Source organism: Acetobacter estunensis (assembly GCF_011516945.1).
In the GTDB taxonomy this organism is placed as follows: domain Bacteria; phylum Pseudomonadota; class Alphaproteobacteria; order Acetobacterales; family Acetobacteraceae; genus Acetobacter; species Acetobacter estunensis.
In genome coordinates this window covers 20,517-41,589 of the sequence record NZ_WOTH01000025.1, presented here as the reverse complement: position 1 = coordinate 41,589, position 21,073 = coordinate 20,517, and the positions used below count along the sequence as shown (strand labels likewise).

General features: G+C 61.4%; 24 protein-coding genes. 4 read left to right on the top strand and 20 right to left on the bottom strand.

Going from position 1 to position 21,073, the window contains the following annotated elements:
• Positions 1 to 803 precede the first annotated feature (803 nt).
• The 20 genes from GOB87_RS11555 to GOB87_RS11465 form a co-directional block, all read right to left on the bottom strand.
• Entirely contained in the window at positions 804 to 2,549 is a 1,746-nt protein-coding gene (locus GOB87_RS11555; RefSeq protein ID WP_035353783.1) for a relaxase/mobilization nuclease domain-containing protein, read from the bottom strand.
• Entirely contained in the window at positions 2,546 to 2,800 is a 255-nt protein-coding gene (locus GOB87_RS11550; protein ID WP_166316803.1) for a hypothetical protein, read from the bottom strand. Before GOB87_RS11550 ends, GOB87_RS11555 begins: the two co-directional genes overlap by 4 nt.
• Positions 2,797 to 3,462, bottom strand: coding sequence for a lytic transglycosylase domain-containing protein (locus GOB87_RS11545; protein ID WP_166316800.1), 666 nt, complete (start codon positions 3,460 to 3,462; stop codon positions 2,797 to 2,799). The genes GOB87_RS11550 and GOB87_RS11545 overlap by 4 nt, the downstream gene beginning before the upstream one ends.
• 145 nt (positions 3,463 to 3,607) lie before the next feature.
• Complete coding sequence (locus GOB87_RS11540; RefSeq protein ID WP_242006335.1) at positions 3,608 to 4,057, bottom strand: hypothetical protein; 450 nt, start codon at positions 4,055 to 4,057, stop codon at positions 3,608 to 3,610.
• On the bottom strand, positions 4,054 to 4,395 hold the full coding sequence (locus GOB87_RS11535; protein WP_166316797.1) for a DUF736 domain-containing protein: 342 nt from the start codon (positions 4,393 to 4,395) through the stop codon (positions 4,054 to 4,056). The genes GOB87_RS11540 and GOB87_RS11535 overlap by 4 nt, the downstream gene beginning before the upstream one ends.
• Positions 4,396 to 4,449: 54 nt before the next feature.
• Positions 4,450 to 5,079 carry a S26 family signal peptidase gene (locus GOB87_RS11530; RefSeq protein ID WP_166316794.1) on the bottom strand — a complete coding sequence of 210 codons (630 nt, stop codon included), beginning with the start codon at positions 5,077 to 5,079 and terminating at the stop codon, positions 4,450 to 4,452.
• Complete coding sequence (locus GOB87_RS11525) at positions 5,076 to 5,552, bottom strand: DUF2840 domain-containing protein (protein WP_166316791.1); 477 nt, start codon at positions 5,550 to 5,552, stop codon at positions 5,076 to 5,078. The genes GOB87_RS11530 and GOB87_RS11525 overlap by 4 nt, the downstream gene beginning before the upstream one ends.
• On the bottom strand, positions 5,549 to 6,292 hold the full coding sequence (locus GOB87_RS11520) for a DNA-methyltransferase (protein WP_166316788.1): 744 nt from the start codon (positions 6,290 to 6,292) through the stop codon (positions 5,549 to 5,551). The genes GOB87_RS11525 and GOB87_RS11520 overlap by 4 nt, the downstream gene beginning before the upstream one ends.
• Positions 6,293 to 6,545: 253 nt before the next feature.
• Positions 6,546 to 7,373, bottom strand: coding sequence for a replication initiator protein A (locus GOB87_RS11515; RefSeq protein ID WP_166316785.1), 828 nt, complete (start codon positions 7,371 to 7,373; stop codon positions 6,546 to 6,548).
• Complete coding sequence (locus GOB87_RS11510) at positions 7,370 to 7,636, bottom strand: helix-turn-helix transcriptional regulator (RefSeq protein WP_081477936.1); 267 nt, start codon at positions 7,634 to 7,636, stop codon at positions 7,370 to 7,372. Before GOB87_RS11510 ends, GOB87_RS11515 begins: the two co-directional genes overlap by 4 nt.
• A gap of 213 nt (positions 7,637 to 7,849) precedes the next feature.
• On the bottom strand, positions 7,850 to 8,491 hold the full coding sequence (locus GOB87_RS11505) for a DUF2285 domain-containing protein (protein ID WP_166316782.1): 642 nt from the start codon (positions 8,489 to 8,491) through the stop codon (positions 7,850 to 7,852).
• A complete protein-coding gene (locus GOB87_RS17165) occupies positions 8,457 to 8,669 on the bottom strand; it encodes a transcriptional regulator domain-containing protein (protein ID WP_408737142.1) in 213 nt (70 codons plus the stop codon). Before GOB87_RS17165 ends, GOB87_RS11505 begins: the two co-directional genes overlap by 35 nt.
• A gap of 115 nt (positions 8,670 to 8,784) precedes the next feature.
• Positions 8,785 to 9,222 (bottom strand): hypothetical protein, encoded by a 438-nt coding sequence (locus tag GOB87_RS11500; RefSeq protein WP_166316779.1) that lies wholly within the window; start codon positions 9,220 to 9,222, stop codon positions 8,785 to 8,787.
• 164 nt (positions 9,223 to 9,386) lie between these two features.
• Positions 9,387 to 9,533, bottom strand: a complete 147-nt coding sequence (locus GOB87_RS11495) for a hypothetical protein (RefSeq protein WP_014106184.1) — start codon at positions 9,531 to 9,533, stop codon at positions 9,387 to 9,389.
• A gap of 343 nt (positions 9,534 to 9,876) precedes the next feature.
• Positions 9,877 to 10,200, bottom strand: a complete 324-nt coding sequence (locus GOB87_RS11490; RefSeq protein WP_035378674.1) for a DUF736 domain-containing protein — start codon at positions 10,198 to 10,200, stop codon at positions 9,877 to 9,879.
• Between the two features lie 18 nt (positions 10,201 to 10,218).
• The gene (locus GOB87_RS11485) at positions 10,219 to 10,434 is read right to left on the bottom strand and encodes a hypothetical protein (protein ID WP_166316776.1); all 216 of its coding nucleotides are present in this window, start codon (positions 10,432 to 10,434) and stop codon (positions 10,219 to 10,221) included.
• Between the two features lie 541 nt (positions 10,435 to 10,975).
• Positions 10,976 to 11,572 (bottom strand): hypothetical protein, encoded by a 597-nt coding sequence (locus GOB87_RS11480; RefSeq protein WP_166316773.1) that lies wholly within the window; start codon positions 11,570 to 11,572, stop codon positions 10,976 to 10,978.
• 136 nt (positions 11,573 to 11,708) lie between these two features.
• A complete protein-coding gene (locus GOB87_RS11475; protein ID WP_166316770.1) occupies positions 11,709 to 12,644 on the bottom strand; it encodes a DUF2493 domain-containing protein in 936 nt (311 codons plus the stop codon).
• A 322-nt stretch (positions 12,645 to 12,966) separates the two neighbouring features.
• The gene (locus GOB87_RS11470) at positions 12,967 to 14,067 is read right to left on the bottom strand and encodes a DUF7146 domain-containing protein (RefSeq protein ID WP_242006333.1); all 1,101 of its coding nucleotides are present in this window, start codon (positions 14,065 to 14,067) and stop codon (positions 12,967 to 12,969) included.
• Positions 14,028 to 18,332 carry a bifunctional class I SAM-dependent methyltransferase/DEAD/DEAH box helicase gene (locus GOB87_RS11465; RefSeq protein ID WP_166316767.1) on the bottom strand — a complete coding sequence of 1,435 codons (4,305 nt, stop codon included), beginning with the start codon at positions 18,330 to 18,332 and terminating at the stop codon, positions 14,028 to 14,030. The genes GOB87_RS11470 and GOB87_RS11465 overlap by 40 nt, the downstream gene beginning before the upstream one ends.
• Before the next feature lie 191 nt (positions 18,333 to 18,523).
• Here GOB87_RS11465 and GOB87_RS11460 point away from each other — a divergent pair, with 191 nt between their 5' ends.
• The 4 genes from GOB87_RS11460 (at position 18,524) to GOB87_RS11445 (ending at position 21,072) form a co-directional block, all read left to right on the top strand.
• Positions 18,524 to 18,805 carry an HU family DNA-binding protein gene (locus GOB87_RS11460; protein WP_264805304.1) on the top strand — a complete coding sequence of 94 codons (282 nt, stop codon included), beginning with the start codon at positions 18,524 to 18,526 and terminating at the stop codon, positions 18,803 to 18,805.
• A gap of 114 nt (positions 18,806 to 18,919) precedes the next feature.
• A complete protein-coding gene (locus GOB87_RS11455; RefSeq protein WP_166316764.1) occupies positions 18,920 to 19,351 on the top strand; it encodes a DUF6088 family protein in 432 nt (143 codons plus the stop codon).
• Entirely contained in the window at positions 19,332 to 20,315 is a 984-nt protein-coding gene (locus GOB87_RS11450) for a nucleotidyl transferase AbiEii/AbiGii toxin family protein (protein ID WP_166316761.1), read from the top strand. The genes GOB87_RS11455 and GOB87_RS11450 overlap by 20 nt, the downstream gene beginning before the upstream one ends.
• The gene (locus tag GOB87_RS11445; protein ID WP_166316758.1) at positions 20,284 to 21,072 is read left to right on the top strand and encodes a hypothetical protein; all 789 of its coding nucleotides are present in this window, start codon (positions 20,284 to 20,286) and stop codon (positions 21,070 to 21,072) included. The genes GOB87_RS11450 and GOB87_RS11445 overlap by 32 nt, the downstream gene beginning before the upstream one ends.
• Position 21,073: the final 1 nt, after the last annotated feature.

Genomic DNA, 21,073 nt, shown 5'->3' with positions numbered 1-21,073 from the left:
GATACTGCGCGCGGGTGATTTCAGTCCAGGCCATCTTGATCTCATCAGGTTATCGCAAACCCATGAATCATAACCCGCTGAAATCACTCAACTCATTTTCGGTCAGACACTGAGTCAAAGATGTTAAAGGTATTGCCGCAATCATTGATCCGATGGCGTATATCGTTACGAGTTGTCCGACTGCAGCGCCAGAAACGTGTAAGCCTTGCCCTATTTGCGGGAGGAGGCCGGCAGGTACGCCTCCGTCAAGATCGTAATAAATCCAGCGCATGCCAGCGCCAGTAGTTTTCCTTTCGGCAGTTCGTGAGCGCGACGTCGGAGATCTTGAACCTCGTCTCGTGGTTCATCGATACACAACTGACTCATTGTTATACCCTTTCGCTGAGAAGTTTATTTCGGGGCGACCTAGCGATTAAGGTCTAGCCCGCCCATTCGCGCCTATTTCCCCCTTTATCATCAGAATGAGCGACATTGTGGTCCGCTATGTCAGGACAGACGAAGCCTGAGTCGGTAGAGCTTCCTCTTTTTCCCTAGGGACACCTAAACTTCACCAAGCTCTGTCTCTTCTCTGAGGCGACGCCGAAGGATCTTCTTATGGGGGAAGAACTTTAAACCTGAGGTTTTCAACGAAGTGGATTCGTAGGTCTATAAAAGAGATATTTTCAGGTTTATTATGGGGGCTTGAGGCAAAACTACTTTGTATATTTACGTAAAGATTGAGACAACCATTATAGATTGTTTGTTTAATTTAGACCAAAACTCGACAGCGTTGATATCGTTCACATTCGATTTGTCTGTTTAGCTCACATCGCAATCCCCGCCTCCCGTCGCTGCGAGAATTCCCAGGCGATAGATGCATTGCTCTTCGCCACCCCGGAGACCGCATTGCAGATCTGTTTCTCCAGAGATGGCGTCCACGGGACAAGTTGAAAGCCCAAGCCGTTGTCAATCATCGCGTACCGCCCTGATGCAAGAGCAAGACGTTTCCGATAGACACCGGCCACGTTGTCGCCAGGAGCAACAAAGTCGAAGGCCTTTCCCTCCTGCAGCGCAAGCCTTTCGCCCAGTGCCCTTACCTCCCGATTACGGAGCGCAGTGAGCAAGCCACGCTCGAACTTGACGCGCTCCCCCCCTTCCCGTTGTGCGAACCCCTCCCGTGCGAGATAATCAACGCGCTGACGCATCGCATCCCGCACCTCAGCCCCGAAACCACCCCCGAGTTCCGGCTGTTCCTTCGCTACAGCCTGTCGGTCCAGCCACGTCGCCCCCTGCGCCTCCACCTGCTGGTCTAGTGTGAAGTCCGACCGCACCGCCAACGCAACACGTGCCCGTCCTTTTGCGTCCTCGAACCGGCGCAATTCAACGATCGCCCCCATTGGAGCGTCGGTGGTTGCCTCCAGGCTCGGAAGATGGATGTGGTGCGTACGCCCATCGATCCCATCCACCACTGCGAAGGCCGTACCCTTCAGCTCATCATCCAGCCCGCGCCCGACCAGTTTGCCGATGACGGGATGGGCGGTTTCCTCGGCGGCCAGCACCCACGAGGATTGCGGGCGCTCGACGCCCTGCTCGGCGAGACCACGGTGGATCCGTTTGATGATGTCGTTGCGCTCACCCATCTCACGCAGCGTGGCCTCCGCGTGTTCCTCCAACGCCCACCGACCCGGCCCGATCTGCTGCGCCAGCCCCAAGCCTTCCAGGCGCCGGAGACGGCCCACCTTGAGTACCTCGAACGTATCGGACCGGCGATCGGGCGTGGGACGCATGTCGATGATCCCGTGCTCATTTGCATCGCGCTGAAGCTGGCGGTCAAGCTGCGTCCAGCGATCCGCCTCGACCTGACGTTCGACGGCACGCCGGATCTCGATGTCATTGCGCACACCAAGCTCGCGGGTCACGAGTTCCTGCGCACGACCACGCATGCCTTCACGGATGTAATCGCGCGAGATTACCAAGTCCTCGCCGTCCTGCGCCTTGCCGCGCACGATGACATGGACATGGGGATGTTCGGTGTTCCAGTGATCAACCGCCGCCCAGTCGAGCTTCGTGCCGAGATCATGCTCAGCCTGCATCATAAGATCGCGCGTGAAGCGCTTCAGGTCCGCCATTTCCACCGCATCATCTGGCGAGACGATGAAACGAAAATGGTGACGGTCATCGGCACAGCGCTCGGCGAAGGCTTTGGGATCGACTTCGTCCTGTTCCGGGCCGAACATCTTTGCCTTCGCGCCGTCCTTCGTGACGCCCTCGCGGCGCAGATAACGCAGGTGGGGCGTCAGCGGTGCGGCCCGAGGGCCGTGCTTCACCACGCGGGCCTTGATCACCACCCCACGCGATCGGGTGGTCAGAAACCGGTTGGCATGCGCGCTCGCGACACGGCCACGCCCGAAGGTCGAGCGACCACTTCCTCCAGTTCCCTGACGTCCCCGCCCCATGCCCCCAGCACGCTGGGTTGCCGCCAGGGCCTGCGCGATAAAGGGACGTGCACGCTGGGCGCCAGGGGAACGGATGCGTCCGGGACGAACCCGGAAATCGTCGTCATTCTTCATGCTAATGCCCGCGATGTGCGCGAAATGGCGGTAAACCGCCAGAAACGGGAACCGGCAGGCTTCAAAGCTCCGCGCACCTCGCAGAGGGTGCCGAAAATCCGCAGAAACCCGCCACAAAACCACCCCCAACCGTGCCGCACCTCGCGGCTTTTATCCTGCCTATACGCTACCCCCTCCCCCAGCATCCCCACCGGCCCTTCTAAACCCGGACCAGGCCGCACGTCGAAGGTGAGCATGAAGTGTCTGCTCATGGTGCTTCCCTCCAGCCAGCCGGGACGAAGAGTCCCGCAGACCTTCCTGGAGCCAGACTGTCGCCGACCGCAGCCGTATCGCTCGCGACAGGATGGGCAGGCCCGGCGAAAAGACCACCGATGGCTACAGGAATGAGCGGAGACGGGGTGCCCGACAGCTGACTGAGAACGGTCGGAACAGCGTCATCCCCCATCCACCGCACAACCGAAGCCACATACGCCCGCGTCTCGTCGGGTAGCGGTCTGCCGGTCGCCAGATGCTCGTCATAACGTCTGGGGCCGGCATTATAGGCGGCCAGAAACCCGACATCGCCATAACGGTCGTGAAGCCAGCGCAGATAGGCGGCGCCGGCGGTGATGTTGTCATGCGGGTCAAACGGATCGGCACCGAGATTGAGGGTGCGGCGCAGGTCACGCCACGTGCCGGGCATGATCTGCATCAGCCCCATGGCCCCCGCCGACGACACGGCGTGCCGATCACCGTCACTCTCGATGCGTAATACTGCACGGATCCATGACGGCGGGATAGCGGCTTGCCGGGCGGCCTCCCGCACCAGCGCATCGAGATCCTGCGCCTGTCCCGGAACGGGCGAGAGCACCAGCGCGAGCCCGAACCGGGCGACCGCCAGGGCGCCCCTTCGACAGAAAGCCGCCCCCCTCATTAGAAATCCTCCGGTATGAGCAGATCGAGCGGCGGATCATCCGGGCGATGTTTCGGCGGCGATAGGCAGACCTGCGGCAGGAAGAACTTCCGGCGCCATGACTCCCATGCCCGCGTCACCGCTCCGGTCCCGGGATAGAGATCGTCTAGCGCGTCGTCCGGACGGGCACCGAGCATTTCGAAGGCCCAGTGACACACCGCTTCGGGCTTCGCGCCGGCAATCCGCGACGCAGGGTGATGCTCTCCTGAATCCAGTCCCGCATGACCAGGCGAGGGCTGACAACAGGACGACGCGCCGCCTTGATGATGACCGGCTCCCACGCATAGGCGACCGGGACGTTGCGTTTGAAGGCGGCGAAGCCCTTCACCCATGCCATCCAGCGTGCGCCCGTGGCCTCGACCAGTGGTGCCAACACTGCGATCGACGCCGGTGTCGCGGCAGCATGCAGGACCCAGCCGTCATAGGTCGCGTCGAGATGCCGCACGAGGGCCGCATGATCGACCTCCCCCGCGTAGTCCGGCTGTCCGCGATAGAGATGGGCACAATTGACGTAAGGGGGATCGGCATAGCCGAGCCGGAGACGGGTGAGTGTCATTCCCGACCTCCCTGACGCTTCGTGGCGCGCGCCCAGACAAGATTCCAGACGCGTCCGCCACGACCAGCCTGAAACAGGGTGGCGCGAATCGGCTGGGCGAGCGAGGGATCGTCCAGCAACACCGAGACGTATTCCCCGGCGCGTTCCCCGGTGCGGGTCCAGCCGGCCCCGATCTCCGGCGCTTCGGCACTGTCACCGAGGTGGATGCGATAGTCTGGGGCGTTTTCCGCGTCTGCATTCTCGGAGCGTACGAAGGTCAGTTCCGCGTCGAGGGCGAGCGTGCGCAGGCGCCCGGCAAAGCCATTCGCAGTGCGCGTGAAGAAACCGATCTGGCTCATAGGTTGAACGCTTTCCTGTCGAGAATTGAGATGATGTATGGCGGCGTCATGGCGTCACTCCAGCGGAGGCCCGGCGCTCTTCACGGGAGCGGGGCGCGCCATCATCATGGGGGGATGTCGACCCGGATCCGTCAGATCCGGAAGGGGTTCGAAACGCGGGGGCGGCGGTTCGGCGTCGCCCGTCCGCAGGTAGACGGGCGTGGCGCGACCAATCACTGTGTCGGCCGACAGGACACCGAAATAGCGCCCGTCGAGACTGGTCGGGACCGCCGGGTTCATGACAAAGACCTGTCCCGGGCCGAGACGGATGCAGCCACGCCAGACGGGCAATGGACGCCCCCGATGATCGACAGGTTTGGCGTCACCCGCCGCCTTGCCGTCGATGGTGACGTGCGGGCCGAGGCGGCAGACGGTCTGACCGGCGAGCGCCGCGACCGGCTTGAGCAGCGGCACGCCGAAGGGCAGATAGCCACGCGTGGCCAGCAACGTCGCGTCGCGCTCGGGCAGATGCAGCGCCACGATGTCGCCGACGCGCAGCGCCGGAGTGGGTGTGACCCGATAGAGGCCCACCGGCACGCTGGCGGTGGCGTTCCACACCCAGCGCGGGCTGGGCGAGACACCGGTCGTCGCCAGGGTCATGAGGGCAGCGAAATACGTGGTGAAGAGCCAGGCGCGGCGGGTCATGACGCAGCCCTCCGCCAGAGCCACGCCTCGTGGCGGGCGCGGTCATAGGGCGGCACGGGCCGACTGGTCCGCAACCGCTCGTCGAGATCGCGCCAGTAGTCCGGGCACACAGCGCGAGGATCGAGGCCCTGCCGCTCGATGCGAGTGATGGTGTCGAGCACCGTCCGGACCGGAGCATCACCGGTCTGGCGCAGCAGCCTGTCGGCAGCGCCGGTGATCCATGGCAGGACGGCGCATGGCTCGTCCGGCGGCATGGCTCGCACGATGTCGATGGACACCGTGACGGCGCCCGTGTCGCTGGCAAGCCAGCGCATCAGGGCGAACACATCGCCTGCGGCGAAACTTACGCGACGCCTGTGACGGTCAATTCTGACGCTGGTTTCGGGATAGCCGAACCGCAGCCATTGCTCGATGCGGGTCTCGATCCAGACCAGATCGAGCTGCGCGCCGGCGGGGGAGCGAAGATCGTTCATGACGGTTCTCCGACAGGAAAGGGAAGAATGGCAGCAAGGCGATCGCGGGCGCGTTGGGCCATATCCGGATCGATCTCGCAGCCGACATAGCGGCGTCCGGCCAGCCGGTAGGCGACGCCGGCGGCGCCGGACCCGGCGAACCAGTCGCCCACAAGGCCGTCGGGCGGGCAGTTCATCCGCACCAGCAGGTCGAGCAGCGCCACGGGCTTTTCGGTGGGATGGATGGCGCGGCCATGAACATTGCGGAAGCGCTGCACGGAGCGGGCGAGACGCGGGCCGCCGTCGAGAATACGGTAGATCGAGGACGGGATCGCGCCGGTATGCGGGGGACGCTGCTTACGACGTATGACCCGCGCCCGGGCGTCATCCGTTGTCGCGACAGCGTTGTAGACAGACTGCCAGCGGACGGAGGCAGGATAGAACTGCACGAGCAGTTCGTGGACACGACGGAACCGGTCGGCATGGAACACGCTGCCGTTCTGCTTTTCCCAGACGATTTCCTGAGCATGCCGCAGGGCAGCCGCGCGGAAGTCGCCGCTCGTCGCCATGAAGCTGCGCAGGGAGCCGAACACCCAGAGCGAACCGGATGGCGTGAGGGCCTGCGCCGCAAGCGGCAGCCAGCCTGTGATGCGACGGTCCCAGGACAGGGACGTCTCGCCGTAAGGTGGATCTGCAAGGATCAGGTCGTATGGTCCGTGCGCCGGCATGACGTCGCGGCAGTCGCCGCAGAGCAGCGTCATGACGGTGCCTCCACACCAACCAATCGGCAGCAGCTATTGCCTGGCCGGGCAAGGCGGCGGCTTTGGCAGAGCCGGACATGAGACGAAAAAAGCGGATCGGTTCCGCTGTCGCCGCAGTGCCCGCAACCACCCTGAGGCACGGAGAGGACCGGATGCCATGGACCATGCATTGGGTCGCGCGCGGTATGCATGTACAAAGAGAGTCTATTTAGACTCTTTAGAGAGAGGCGATTTGTCATTATTTTCCAGTCTCTTATCCATGATTTTCGCATGCGATAGGCGTGGATTCGACGGTCGATAGGCGTGTCCGCTCAGAATTATCGACAGGGATACCCACAAGTTTATCCACAGAAGGACCGCCGATTGGTCGAAAGCGCACGTGCTTCGGCCAGCTCAGGTCGGACAGTTCGATGCGATAACCGGGGAGCGTGTTGCTGCGGGCCAAACGTCGAAGGAGAGCCACGAATGCGACAAGCGTCTGGGTGATCCCGGTCTTGCGATGAAGATGGGCGACCTCGAAGGCCCAGCCGTCACGTTGCCGTCCCGCATGCCGGCGTGCGATCAGGTAGAGCAGGCGCTCGAAGCCGCTGGTGAGGGTGAAGTAGGCCGGGTCGAGCGCAAGCACGGCCCGAGGCGTGAGCACCGCCTCGCGGAACCAGGCTGCGAGACGGATGTGAACGACACCGGCGGAGATCTGCCAGTCTTCGATCCACGGAGCGCCGGTCTGCTCATCGGTCCATTCGGACGCGCTGATGACGACGTTGGTCCGGCTCAGCCGTTCAAGGCCGTCTGGCAGACGCTCATAATATCCGCCCGACACGTCACGCCCGGGAAATCCGAGGATTTCATATCGTGTTGCCTGCAGGACCGTTGGGATCGGCGCGCCGCAACGCTGTGCGGCGATCATCGTCGATGTCGCCCAGATCAGGATGTCCGCATCCCAGATGGTCGCAAGCGCCATCGGGGACGAAACGAGGATGTTTTGGCTTCCCTGCCTGAAGCGCAGCGGGGCGCGGCGGCGTCCCTTCCCCAGTGCGAAGAACGCATTGGACATGAGCAGGCGCGGCATGCAGGGGGTCATGACCGCCCCCTTCCGCGCCGCGCAACACCAGCACGCATGAGAATGTAGTTCTTCGAAAAGATCGACTTTGAAATGCCGTTCTCAACCCACGCTTTCAGGTCACCGATCGTGTAGGTGACGCGATTACCCAGCTTATAGAAGACGGGACCACCGCCAATTGTGCGGTATCGCTCGAGTGTTCTTGGTGAAATGCCGAGCCATTCAGCGGCCTGCGGGGTTCGCAGATGCCGGGCCGGTCTCGGCTGGGGTCTTTTTCGGACCATGACTGTTCTCCACTGAAACAGGACGTGGCGTAACGCCGCGTACTGGGGCGGAGACTGGCGAAAAAAAACGCACGGGGTGGTGGACGAAAACAGGGGGTGCCCCAAGAAATCGTCCACCCCCTGAACACCGAAGATGCACTACGTTCCAGACGTCAGGCGACCTTGCGCAGGACAGAAAATTTTTTGATATCTGATGGAGGAATCTCGATGTTTTTAGCTGGTTTCTCTCGACGCCGGTGGCGGAAACGGGCGGCGGCCGTATTGCAGCAGGGCGAGATATTCTCCAGCAGCAAGTTGTTCACCAAGGGTCAGCAGGCGCTCGACGCGCGCACGTTGGTGAACGTCCTTCCAGATGGAACCGCTCAGGGTCTTCACTCCCGGATCCGTCAGTGCCGCGATGTCACGAGCCGTGGCCCCGGCCTGTTTGGCGGTGAGAGCCTGAAGCGCGTGGGCAAGCCGCCTGACCCTGTAACGTGTGGGCCGAAAGGTGTTGGGCAATGGACCTGCCGTCCGACCATACAGACGCTCGATGAAGCGACGCAAATGATGCAGGCGAACCCAGCAGGATTCATCAAGGGGGATCACGACAGCAGCTCGTTCGTGGCAATCATCGGAAATCCACAGCCGGAGTGGGCCACCCCGGTCGCCTACGATGACATGGAGGCCATCATCCGCTACGACCGCATTGGTCTGCGGCGTCAGGATCAGCGGTGCAAAACGTCCGGCCGCATAGATTTCAGGAGCGCGTACCAGCGCGATGATGGCGGAGAGCGCCTCCGGTGCCCAGAGCGCGGGGACAGACCACGCAGGGATCGAAGGATCAACAGGGAAATCGGAGCCCCCACTGACGTGCAAAAATGTGCAGATTTCGCTGACGGACTACCTCGTCAGCATCTTCGTATCTGGAAAGCGTTCGATAACCACGGACGTAATCCTGATTCAGGAGGAGAAACTCCTGTGCGAAATCAGGAAGGTCGAGCGTGAGCGCCCTGTCAAGAAATCCGGAAGTATGCCAGTCAGGTCGCGTCTGCATCGTCGGCCAATCTCCAGTCATTACGGTGACGCATCAGCCACGGGTCATTGCGAGCCGTATCTGATCAGTTCACGGTACACGGCGTCCGTCGAAGGGGAATAATGTGAGGCACGCATTAATCGTGCCGATAAAGGAACGTTCTGCCGCCTCGACCGGCGTCCGGGGCCAGGCGCACGAATGAAGCCGCCCCGACGGTAGCTGCGCCGGTTACTCCCATGATGATCTGCAAGGCAGGAGATGAAATACCGAGTTGCGCCAGTCCAACCGTAGCCGAGTATCCGGCAATACAAGCCGGGAGACAGAAGGCAAGCACCACGGCAAGTCGGATGTCTGGACGTTGGATCGACGCGAGCGCGACACGAAACAGCCACAGCACGAAAATGCCCGCGACAAGACCGAAAAAGACGGCGGCAAGCCCGGCCCCCATACGATATGTCCAGAAGAAGACGATCAGTCCGGCCATCGTGGGCACGGCCATTGAGACAAGAGTAAAGAAGACCCAACAGAGCAGTCCGGTCCCCACGACCCATGAGATGAGCCCGATGACAATCATCTCCACCTCCGGCAAATAGTACGGGACATGATAATACGTACTGTTCGGTATTGTTTCCAGAAAAAAAGACATGCCTGATAGCACGGATTGCAGATATCTCCCGTTAATGGGGTTACCGCAAAAATCTCCCACCTGATGTGCGGGAGATCAATGTCGCGCCGGGCTCATTCCTCCGAGCGGCGGCGCGTTGTCGCGACCCGGACCAGCGCCTCTTTGAGTTCGCGCTCGATCTGTCGGCGCTCGCATTTGCTGAGGTGAAAGCTGGTGAGTTCGGCCCGCAGCATCTGAATGTGGTCGTGCAGTGTGGTCATCGTCCTGCTCCTTTCGTTTCTCGAAGACAGGACGGACGGCTCATGCCGGGGCGGACCGGGTCAGGGATCGCCGCAGGCGACCGGCTTGCCGGCGCGTGGGGGAGCCGATTTTGTTCGGCGCGCCCGAAGGGTGCGTCGGGCAAAATTGGGGGGACCACGCATCCTTGACGCGGTTCGCCCTCGCGCATGGTACAATGGGAAGGCTGAGGGAAAGCCTCGTATTCCTCCGACCTCTCACGTCGGGCGACCAGCGCTGCCGCCCCCGCCCCGGAAGAGCACGTGGGAAAATGAAGCCCCGGAAGGCCCCGCCCGGGGAGACCGGGCGGGGTTGGTGGTGGGGCGCTTACTCCCCGTTCCGGCTGCGGGGCCGGGTCCAGATGAGGGTGTAGCCTTCCCCTTCCTCGTCGGTGAACAGGTTGGCGAAGATCGGGGCGGCGAAGGAAGGATCGTCCAGCTTCAGGCTCAGATAGGTGCGGCCTTCGTTGGAGCGGCGGGTCCATGCGGCGCCGAGTTCAACCCGTCCGAGGTAGACGCGGTAGTTGGGGGCGTTGTCGTTGGCCCGGTTGGTTTCCGCCACCAGGCGGACGTTGCGGGCCTGCAGGGCCAGGGTGACGATTTCGCCTTCGAAGCCTTCGCCCACCTTCTTGAAGGAACCGATGTTAGCCATTGTCGTATCTCCATGCTGTTATCGGGCCGCGACCACCGTGGCCTCGATGGCGATCGACCAGCCGGAGGCGAGCGGCAGAGCACCCTTCAGGGCCGAAGCGCAGCGGAGGACGGCAGGGCCGGAACTTTCTTGTCTCGCGAGGAATGACGGCGCAGCCGGCAGGGGAAGAAAGTTCAGGAACGCCGTTGCGGCCAGCCGATCGAGGCGCAGCCGGTCTTCGGCTAGATCAGCCATCCGACAGAGGCCATGGTGTGCGGACCCGCCAGCCCCATGGAGATATGATGCCGGCATGACCGGTCCGTCAGGTGGGGAACGTGCGACACAGGAGGATATCGCGCTCGCCCGGTGCGACCGTCTTCCCTGCTGGTGGCGCGGATCGCGGCCAGACAACCGCCCCCGACTGCCGCGTCCCTTCTACGAACGGTTAGGGCCGCATCCTATGGACCCGCCGTTCCAACGAAGGCTGGCCAGTTGGTTGCCCGCTGGACGATCCCTCCTTCGCCACGGACGGTCCGACCGTTTCACCGATGAGGAAGGGAGCCGTCGCCTCCCTCATCCATCGTCCCCGCAGCCGAAACGGGGAAAAGAGGTCCCGCCCTGCAACCGTTCTCCTCCGGGCGGGGCTTTCCGGGGCGCGGTTACCCGCGCTTTCCTCAACCGGGAGTGCAGGTAATGGGGAGCCCGACGTGTTTGTGTGGTCAGTCGATTAGCCGAGACCGACTATTACCTCGTTTTTGCGGGAGGGAGTTCGTCATCTTATTCAGCAAGTGTTTTTTCAATAATCCCGAAGATATCCGAGGAAATCACTATTTTGCCTGTTTACATCAGAGTTATCCGTAATTCTTGATGCATCTGTCTGTTTTACGGTTCGCTCGATCAGATTATTATCTCGCAATGGACCGACCAGACTACCAAGAAATTCTTCATCGGTTTTATACAATGTCCAATAGGGCCAGACGGTTACATTACCTTCCAGAAAATGAAGGGTACAGTTTGCCATGACGCCTGTGATATCGGACTGTTTCTCCTTCCAAAGCCCTATGGACAGAAAATGAATGTCGTCCAGATTCAGGAGGGAAAGAAGTTTCCAAAATGGTGGGCTACTACGCGAATCTAATAAGCGAATATTGCCGTATTTCTTTGTTAGACGCCGCAACTGCTGTGTCAGATGAATTTTGCTCACGACCTTCCGCTGCGACCGGATAACATCCTCCAGTGACAGAGTTGCATGAAGCAGCGCACCCTCGCCGTTGATCCAGACAGAAACGTCCCCGAAAAAATGATCCGTTTCTTTATGCGACGACGCGTCCTGTGGATCACTCCCGATTTCGACCTGTCGATTATTGTCCATTTTCCTGTCCTCTTCTCTCACAATGACACTCGGTTAAACGATAAATTTTCCATTTGCAGAGCACGGCAAGTTACTGTCACCAAGTTCCTGTTTGCAAATTCCATGACATGGTCAGCTATGTAAACCACGAGGGGTGTCACGAGAGAGAAACTAGCGCTCACGCGCCAGCCTCCTTGCGGAACCGCCAGACCGGGATACCCATCTGTTTGGCCTTATCGGCCAGATTGTCCTGAATGCCGGAACCCGGAAACACCATGACCCCGACGGGCAGGACTTTCAGCAGGGCGTCGTTGCGCCGGAACGGGGCGGCCTTGCCATGCCGGTTCCAGTCCGGCTTGAAGGCAATCTGCGCGACATCACGATGATCCGCCCAGCGGGAGGCGATGAATTCCGCCCCCTTGGGTGAGCCGCCGTGCAGCAGCACCATGTCGGGGTGCTTCTCGCGCACCTTGTCCAGCCGGTTCCAGATCAGATGGTGGTCCTCGTAATCGAGTCCGCCGGTGACCGCGACCTTTGGTCCGGGAGGCACGAGCAGTTCCGTTTCAGCTTTCCTGCGGGCGTTGAGAAAATCGCGGCTGTCGATCATGGACGCCGTCAGGGTGCTGCGGCTGACCAGCGAGCCTGAGCGTGGCCGCCAGGGCGACATCGTCAGGCGCTCGAACTGGTCGCAGGCCAGATCGCGGAATATCTCACAGGCGTTGCGTCGCTCCAGCAGGGTCAGCCCCTCGGCGATGAGGCGTTCCAGTTCCACGGAGCGGATCTCGCTGCCATCCTGTTCCTGCTGGCTGCGTTTCTGCGCCTGCTCGTTGCGGTCGAGATCACGCTCCACCTGCCCGACCATGCGATGGAAGACGTTGACCGTGGACCAGAGCAGCGGTTCAAGATCGGGCTCCAGCCGGGTTTCGGTCAGCGTGGCGGACAGGGCGTCGAAGATATCGGCGACTGCGCCCTCGATCTGGCTGGCGTCGGGCAAGGGCCTCGGGTCTGGCTCGTCCTCGAAGGGACGGTGGCCGTAAAGCTGGAGTTCGGCCAGCACATGGGCGGTGGAAGATGTGGCGTGTGCAGGTTCGAAATCGTCCTGTGTGCGGGTCATGGGTCTGTCCTCCGGTTCTGGCCGCGCCCCTCGCGGCCTTTCCGGGGGCGGATAGCGGCAGACGAAGGCCGGGCCGGAACCGCGCAACGCGTGGCCGGAACGCCGTGGAGGATGGCAGGGAGACGGCTATTTTGCTTCGCGATGCAAAGCGCGGACGCAGTCCCGCGCGGCGGAAAATAGCCGGCTCCGCCATTGCAGGCCCGGCCTGGCTGACGCCCGCTCCCCTCCAGAAAAGGCCGCGGGCGCGCCCCATCCGGAAATGGGACAGCACCCCGCACGGCAGGGAAAGACGATGACCCTCACACCCCCTTCCCGGCCCGCCTCAGTGCGTGACGGGTTGCAGGAACCGCGCCACGTCCTGCGGGGCAAGCTGGGGATGCAGGATCGCCCGCATCGCCCCACGCCCGAGGTAGCGCAGATCATCGTTGAAGTCCGCCAGACGCGGTGACAGCACGAGGCATTCGATCCCGGCCTCCTGCGTCCGTACCAGCAGGGTCGCCACCGCATGATCCCCAGCGGGATCGTCATCGCGCAGCACGTAGAGGCGGCGCAGCGTGGGCGGAAACACCATGGCGGCGAGATGCGCCGAGGACAGGCAGGCGGCCAGTGGCAGAGCGGGCATGACCTCATGAAGCGAGAGCACCGTCTCGATCCCCTCGCCTGCCGCCAGCACGTCAGACACCGTGCCAAAGCGCACGGCCTGGCCGAGCAGGTCGCCCATGGCCCGACGGGGCATGGCGATGGGCGCCTTGCCCTTTCCGTCCCGCGCCAGCCAGGTGCGATGGATGCCGGTAACACGGCCTTTGAGGTCGGTCACGGCGGCGATCAGCGCGGGCCATGTCTCGGTCGGACTGTCGGCATCGGCGCGGTAGTAGCAGTCAGGATGGAAACGCAGCGCGGCCAATCCTGAGCGATTGGCCAGATCGCGGCTTCGCAGATAGGCGTCTGCAATGCCCGACAGAGATCGGCTGGCATCCCACAGACGGCGCGCAGCCTCCGTGCTGGTGCCACCCGTCTCGTGGCGCTGCAATGGAGCGGTCCGCAGACGATCCTCCGCACGGTCTGCTTCGGGATGCGGTAACGCCAGAAAGTTGCGTGCCTCGTCAGCGACGTCACGGAAATCAAGCAAACCCAGAGTCTCACGGATCAGATCGAGCAGATCGCCGAATTCACCCGTGCTGGCATCGGTCCAGCGACCAGCCGCGCCCCGCCCTTCCGAGGGGCCGTGCAGGCGCACATAGAGCGACCGTCCCGGTGTATTGCGCACGTCGCCGACCAGCCAGTAATTGCCATGCTGCCGCCCGGCAGAGAGGTAATGACGGCACACCGCCTCCGCCTGTTCGGCGAGGCGACGTGAAAGATCCCGCGCATCATAATCGGCCATCATGCCGCCTCCCTTTCCGTCACGCGTTCGATCGGCCATGTCTCGAACAGCCGTTCGAGAACCTTATCCCCGACCTCATCGACCGGCACGAAAAACCGTAATGACCACGAGATGATTTCCGAAAACAGGCCATAGGCCCGCAACCGTTCCCGCATCCCTTCGGTAAAACCGGTCAGTTCGATACGCTGCCGTCCCATAACCCGAACCCGCCGCACCTGCATCCGTTCGGCCAGATGGAGGACCGTCCCACCGTCCAGCAGTACAGCGCGCGCGTCACCACCTGAAAGTGCAGGACTGCCCGTTGCACCTGCGTTCGCGGCCCAGGTCGCAGGCACGCGCCGGCCAAGCACGCGCTCGCCGTCATCGGTTTGCAGCCGGTAGACCCGGGCATGATCCATCGGCAGACGTTTCCAGACCGGTAAGAGCAGGCCCGTCACCATATGGAATTCGGTTTCGACGAATTCATCAACCGTGCGCAACTCCGCCTCCCAGAGAGGGACGAAAGTCTCCTGATCAATGGGCTTCCAATGGCTGGCCGAAAACGCGTTGACGGAGTGGAGTTGCGTCTCCATAGGCCTGACCAGCCGGACGCGCCGCTCGTACTCTCCCTCTTCCGTCACCAGTCCCGGCGCCGGGATACGGACCGCGACGCGTCCGGACTGCGTATTCCGGACGTATCCGGACTCCCGTTCACGACCCAAATCAAGTGCTTGCGGTGCCGTAACGGGTTCGGACCGCCTGCGTTCCCGAATGGTCAGCAGTTCCGTATCAGCCCCGGTTTCAGCGTGCGTATGAATGATCTGTCGTGCAAGGATGGTGAAGCTATCGGCACGCAGCGTTTCCAGCCCGGCATCATACACACCAGCTGTTCTTGCGGCTTCCACCCGTCCGGCCAATAAATCCTCGAAGGTGGCGAACAGCAGGTTCTGCAGGACAACCGGCAGGGCGAGCATCCGGTTCAGGAAGGTGGAAATCGGCGGAAGTTTATCCTTCAGCCCATTGTCATCCACGAGCGAGAGACCTGTCGCCGCCTCGAAGTCCGTCAGCGTGCAGCCTTCAACCTTTTCACGGGCAAGAAGACGGTAGAACTGCCGCAACGCATCCCGGGCATAGGGACTTTCAAGATTGTCTTCCGGCCGGAACAACCCCTGCCCGCCCGTCTGACGCTGCCCCCGGGTCATGGCGCCAAGCGTGTCCAGCCTCCGGGCAATGGTGGAAAGAAAACGTTTTTCCGCCTTCACATCCGTCGTGATCGGTCGGAACAGAGGCGGTTGGGCCTGGTTGGTCCGGTTGGTACGCCCCAGGCCCTGAATGGCAGCATCGGCCTTCCAGCCGGGCTCCAGCAGATAGTGTACGCGCAGACGGCGGTTCGCAGCCGAAAGTTCGGCATGATAGGACCGGCCCGTACCTCCTGCATCCGAGAAGACCAGAATGCGCTTGGCATCATCCATGAATGCCTGTGTCTCGATCAGGCTGGCCGCTGCTGGCCTGCTTTCCACGGCAAGCCGGTCCCCCTTGCGCACCACGCGGCGCGAGCGGCCAGTCACCTCGGCGACAGAGTCCGTGCCAAAATGCTGGATGATCTGGTCGAGTGCGCCGGGCAGTGCCGGGAGTGCGGCAAGCTGTTCGATCATCGCATCACGCCGGGCCACGGCCTCGCGGCTCAGGACAGGCTTGCCGTCATGAAACACTGGCCGCGAATACACATGGTCAGACCCATCGCTATAGGGCTCATAAAGCTGAACCGGGAAGGAATGTTCCAGATACCCAAGGACATACTCCCGCGGGGTCACGTCGATCCGCAGATCATTCCAGTCTTCCGGCGAGATCTCCGCCAGCCTGCGTTCGGTCAGGGCTTCGCCTGTGGAGACAAGCTGGATGACGGCAGCATGGCCCTCGGCCAGATCGCGCTCGATCGAGCGGATCAGGGTCACGGTCTTCATGGCCGTGATCAGATGGTTGAAAAACCGTTGCTTGGTGCTTTCGAAGGCCGACCGTGCTGCCGCCTTGGCCTGACGATTCAGCGTACCGTCCGTGCCGGTAATATTGGCGGCCTGCATGGCGGCGTCGAGATTGTTATGAATGACCATGAACGCGCGTGCGAAAGCATCATAAATGCGGATCTGCTCCGGCGTGAGTTGATGCTCGACCAGTTCATATTCCACGCCATCGTAGGAGAGCGACCGGGCGGCATAGAGTCCCATGGCCTTGAGATCGCGCGCCAGCACCTCCATGGCCGCCACACCGCCTGCCTCGATGGCGGCGATGAAATCGGCCCGCGTCACGAAGGGAAAATCCTCCCCGCCCCAGAGACCCAGACGCTGGGCATAGGCCAGATTGTGGACCGACGTAGCACCCGTGGCGGAGACATAGACCACCCGCGCGTCCGGCAGAGCATGTTGCAGGCGTAACCCGGCACGCCCCTGTAAGGAGGCTTCCTGATCGCCCCGCTCTCCCTTACCGCCGGCGGCGTTCTGCATGGAATGCGCTTCATCGAAGATGATGACCCCGTCGAAATCAGTCCCCAGCCACTCGACGATCTGCTGGACGCGGGAGGCTTTCGCGCCGCGTTCTTCCGTGCGGAGTGTCGCATAGGTCGTGAACAGGATGCCCTCGGAGACACGAATGGGTGTTCCCTGAGCAAAGCGTGACTGGGGCGTGACCAGCAGCCGCTCCATGCCGAGCGCCGACCAGTCACGTTGCGCGTCTTCGAGAAGTTTGTCGGATTTAGACACCCAGACAGCACGCCTGCGGCCGTTGAGCCAGTTGTCGAGAATGATACCCGCGACCTGGCGGCCCTTTCCGGTGCCGGTACCGTCGCCGAGGAACCAACCACGACGGAAACGGACGCCGTCGGGGTCATCCTCACCGACACGAGTGAGGACATCCCATGCCAGATCGGCTTTCCATCGGCCTGCCAGATAGCGATCATGGGCCTCACCGGCGTAGATGACAGATTCCAGCTGCGCGTCAGAGAGCAGGCCGTCACGGATGACGGCATCAGGGAGGGTTGGCTTGTGGGAAGGCCCGGGCGGGCGCACCGAGGCCATGGCGGCTGATTGCACCAGTTTGGTGGGGTGCGGTCGTGCCCCGGGGAGCGCAATGGTCTGGAGGCGATAGTCCTCATAGAGCGCGTCAGACAGACGTGTCGTCGCGGTTCCGTCTCCATCCGGCGGCAGGATCTCGTAGGACAGGGGCGCGCCCTGCATCTCCGAGACCGTCCTTTGGCGGGATGCGACGGCTGCCTTGCGCCCGAGATAGCCCCGCACGGTGCGAGGCGAGGAGAGAGCAGCAGAGCGTGACACTGCCGACGACTGGTGCGCCTGTGGCTGACGTGACGGCAGATCACCGATGATCCAGCCCAGCAGCGTCGGAAAATCGGGAGCAGTGCCACGGGCCGCGACAAAATGCGAGGGCTGGGAAGCGGGTGTGCGGTCGAACACCAGCACCCGCGTTTCGACAGCCGTTCCATGTTGCCGGTACAGATGCCCCGCCACACCGGCCGAAAACACCAGACGTGCCTTGGCCTGCAGAGTGGTGAAGCCATCGGTCCATCGCGGGTTGTCGGGGCCGAAGGACGCACCGGTCAGGGCGACAAGCCGCCCACCGGGCTTCAGCCGGTCGAGTGCGGAGGCGATATGCCGGAACGTCGTGTCAGGCGCCCGCCCCGCCACATGCACCGTCGCCGAAAAGGGCGGGTTCATGATGACGACATCCGGCTGAACGCTCTCGGGCAGATAGTCGTGGATCTGGGCAGCGTCATGCCGGAACAGGCGGGCCGCCGGAAACAGCGCGGTCAGCAAGTCTGCACGCCGCGGCGCAAATTCGTTGAGAGTCAGCGACGCACCCGCCAGTTCGGCGAAGACGGCCAGAAGACCGGTCCCTGCCGAGGGTTCCAAAACATGCTCACCGCGCCCGATATCTGACCCACGAGCAAGGCAGAAAGCCAGCGGCAAGGGCGTCGAGAACTGCTGCCAGGTCTGACTGTCGTCCGAGCGACGCGTCTGCGAGGGGAGAAGAGACGCCAGACGCGCGATACGGGCCAGCAAATCTGTGTAGTCGGATGCTTTGGTCATCAGGGCCGGACCGTAGCGCCGCAGGAACAGGACGGACGCGGCCTCGGCGGCGTCATAGGCCATCTTCCAGTCCCATGCGCCCGTTGCGTCAGCCGCGTTGAAGGCGGTTTGCATGGCGCGGCGCAGTCGGCTGGCGTCGAGCGTCTCCCCGCGTTCGAGGTGGGACAAAAGCAACCCCGCGGCGGCAAAGCCGCGCAGGTTGGGAGTGGGTGTAACAGGGCAATCCATAACGGTGGTCTCCGGGAGGGAAGGAGGAACGGTCCCGGCACGCCTCTCTCTCCCGCGCCGGAACCACCCGGCCCAAAACAGCCCTCTCCCTTCCCGTCCCCGCCCACAGGAGAACGCCGGGCTTGAAGCCGCCACAATCTCCCCGTAACGGTTCTGTGAGGCTCACGCCTGAACCATTCGTACAGAAGGCATTGCGCATGAAGATTTCAGAACTGGTCGACCAGATCGCCGAGACGACCGACGCCAGCAAGACCGATACCCGCAAGGTGCTCGACGCCCTCGTGGAAGCGATGACCACTGCCGCCAAAAAGGGCGAGGAGATCTCGCTGCCCGACTTCGGCAAGTTCAAGGTGAAGGACGTGCCGGCCCGCGAGGGACGCAATCCGGCGACCGGCGACAAGATCCAGATCGCGGCATCGCGCAAGCTGTCGTTCACACCTGCCAAAGCCCTGAAAGACGCGCTGAACGGCTGAAAACACTCCCTCCCCGATGGTCCCGTCAAACAGGAGGATGTCCTATTTTTGTGGATCGGAATGTCCTGTTTCTGTTACTGTGTAGGACCATCAGGGAGGTCCATTGAGGTCATCATGACCCAGCTACGTCGCACCAGAACGCTGAAAGAGCGGCTGAAGACACGCATTCGCCGCGCGCGCGGCGACGTCTTCGTGCCGCGTGACTTCGCCGATCTCGGCGAATATGACAGTGTCAAAAGAGCCCTTCGACAGCTCATTGTCGAAGGCGAGATCGCGCGTCTGGGCTACGGGGTCTATGCCCGCGTAAAAACGAACGGCCTGACTGGTCGGCCGATGCTTGCCGTCCGCGGCGGCTTCGATGGAGCCGTGCGTCAGACTCTCAGCAAACTGAAGGTCGACTGGCGGGAGTCCGATACGGTCCGACAATACAATAACGGGCGCACGACACAGGTTCAGGCCAATCCGGTCTTCGAAGTCCAGAGCCGGTTCAACCGGAAGCTGCGCTATCGAAATCTTGAGGCGCGGTTTGAAAAGCCTTACGCCTGATCTGCTCGCCGAAGTTGCCGATGCGCTTGACCTGTCATCCGCAGCTCTCGTGGAAAAGGACTATCGCGTTGTAGAGGTGCTGGCAGCACTTCAGCATGCGGACCTCCCTCAAGGGATAAGTCTGGTTTTTGCTGGCGGCACATGCCTAGCTCGCGCCCATCGACTGGTTGCCCGGATGTCCGAAGACGTGGATTTGAAGGTCGCCATAACGCCGCTGCCGTCGAGCAAGAGTGCGGCTCGGAAGATTCTGGGCACGCTGAAGGACACCATCAGTAAAATCGCGATGGACCTCGGTTTTCCCGAACCCGTCATTTCCGCCAAAAACGAAAACCACTATATCCGTGCCGAACTGAGCTATGCGGACAGTACGGGCGAAGATGTCGAACTGCGCCCGCACCTTCTCGTCGAACTGACATATGCGCCTGCGGCTCTCCCGACCGTCGAAAGATCGGTACGGTCTTTCGTAAGCGAGGCGACGGATGCCGAACCGGAAATACAGCAGATCACCTGCATTTCCGTGGACGAGACCGCAGCAGAGAAATTCGTGGCCCTGACCCGTCGGACAGCAGGTTATCTGGAAGGACGGAAGACAGACGCTTATGACCGCTTCCTGATCAGGCACGTCTACGACCTGCATTGCATCCTGCCCCATCTCGATCTGCCTCGTGTCTCGACACTTGCCAGACAGATCATGGTCAGTGACGCAGAGCAGTTTAAGAAGTGGTTCCCTGCGTATGGCGCAAACTCAGAAGCATGCACCGAACAGGCGTTAGCTTATCTTATGACGAATTCAGAATGTCGTGATTCCTTCGATCGGTTTCAGGCATCCATGGTTTACGGCGAACATTTCACCTACGACACGGCAATGGCGTCAGTACAGAGCCTGTATGCCGCCATTAAAGAAACCGAAAATCATGTAGATGAAAAGAACGATGTCGAACCAAATAAAAAACGACCGAAATAAAGATAACGACGATAAATATTATCACTTTTCCAAAGGAAAAACCGGCAGGATCGTCCGTTGGCTGCTCCGCGTTGGCAAGCGGCCAGAAACCGTTGATGAAACTGTCACCGCACCCGCCGTCCTCACACTCATGGCATTCCTCTGGGCTGACAAACATCCGGATTCCGGCCAGCTTCCGATATGGGTCTATGTCACCTCCGTAGCTGCTGCTGGAACCTGGTACGGTCTTGTCAGAGGAGGTCCTGAATTTATCCGGCCGCTGTTCAGGGGCACTTTGACTGGTGGCCTAACCGCGATGGGACTTTACCTTTGTCTGCCACATATCGCGCAGCCGCAGGAATGGTCCTCCATATCAGGCAACATGATCATGATTGGAATGGATCTGTTTTTCTTTGCCCATGCGCTTTCTGCCATCGCGCGCGAGTTCTTATTAACGACAGAAAATCAGTGGGAAAAAGGACTCATACGACGCCAAGAAATATTTGCCCGAGGCATTAATTTTAATGCGTGGTCCAACACATATTCCTCATTCTCTGGATTTATAAAATACCTAGAAACTCGGTTCTATTTATTCTTGCGCTTACTGACAACATCAAAATCTATGGAGGGGTTTCCTCCTTTGCTATGCGCTTTTATTATTTTGTTACGTAACGCTCTTACTATGTGGGGGGTGGGATATTTTTCGGCTAAAATATCCGGGATACATTTTTGGCACATGCTCTCCAGTCTCGCGCATTTATTGTCTCCACGTCTCTAGC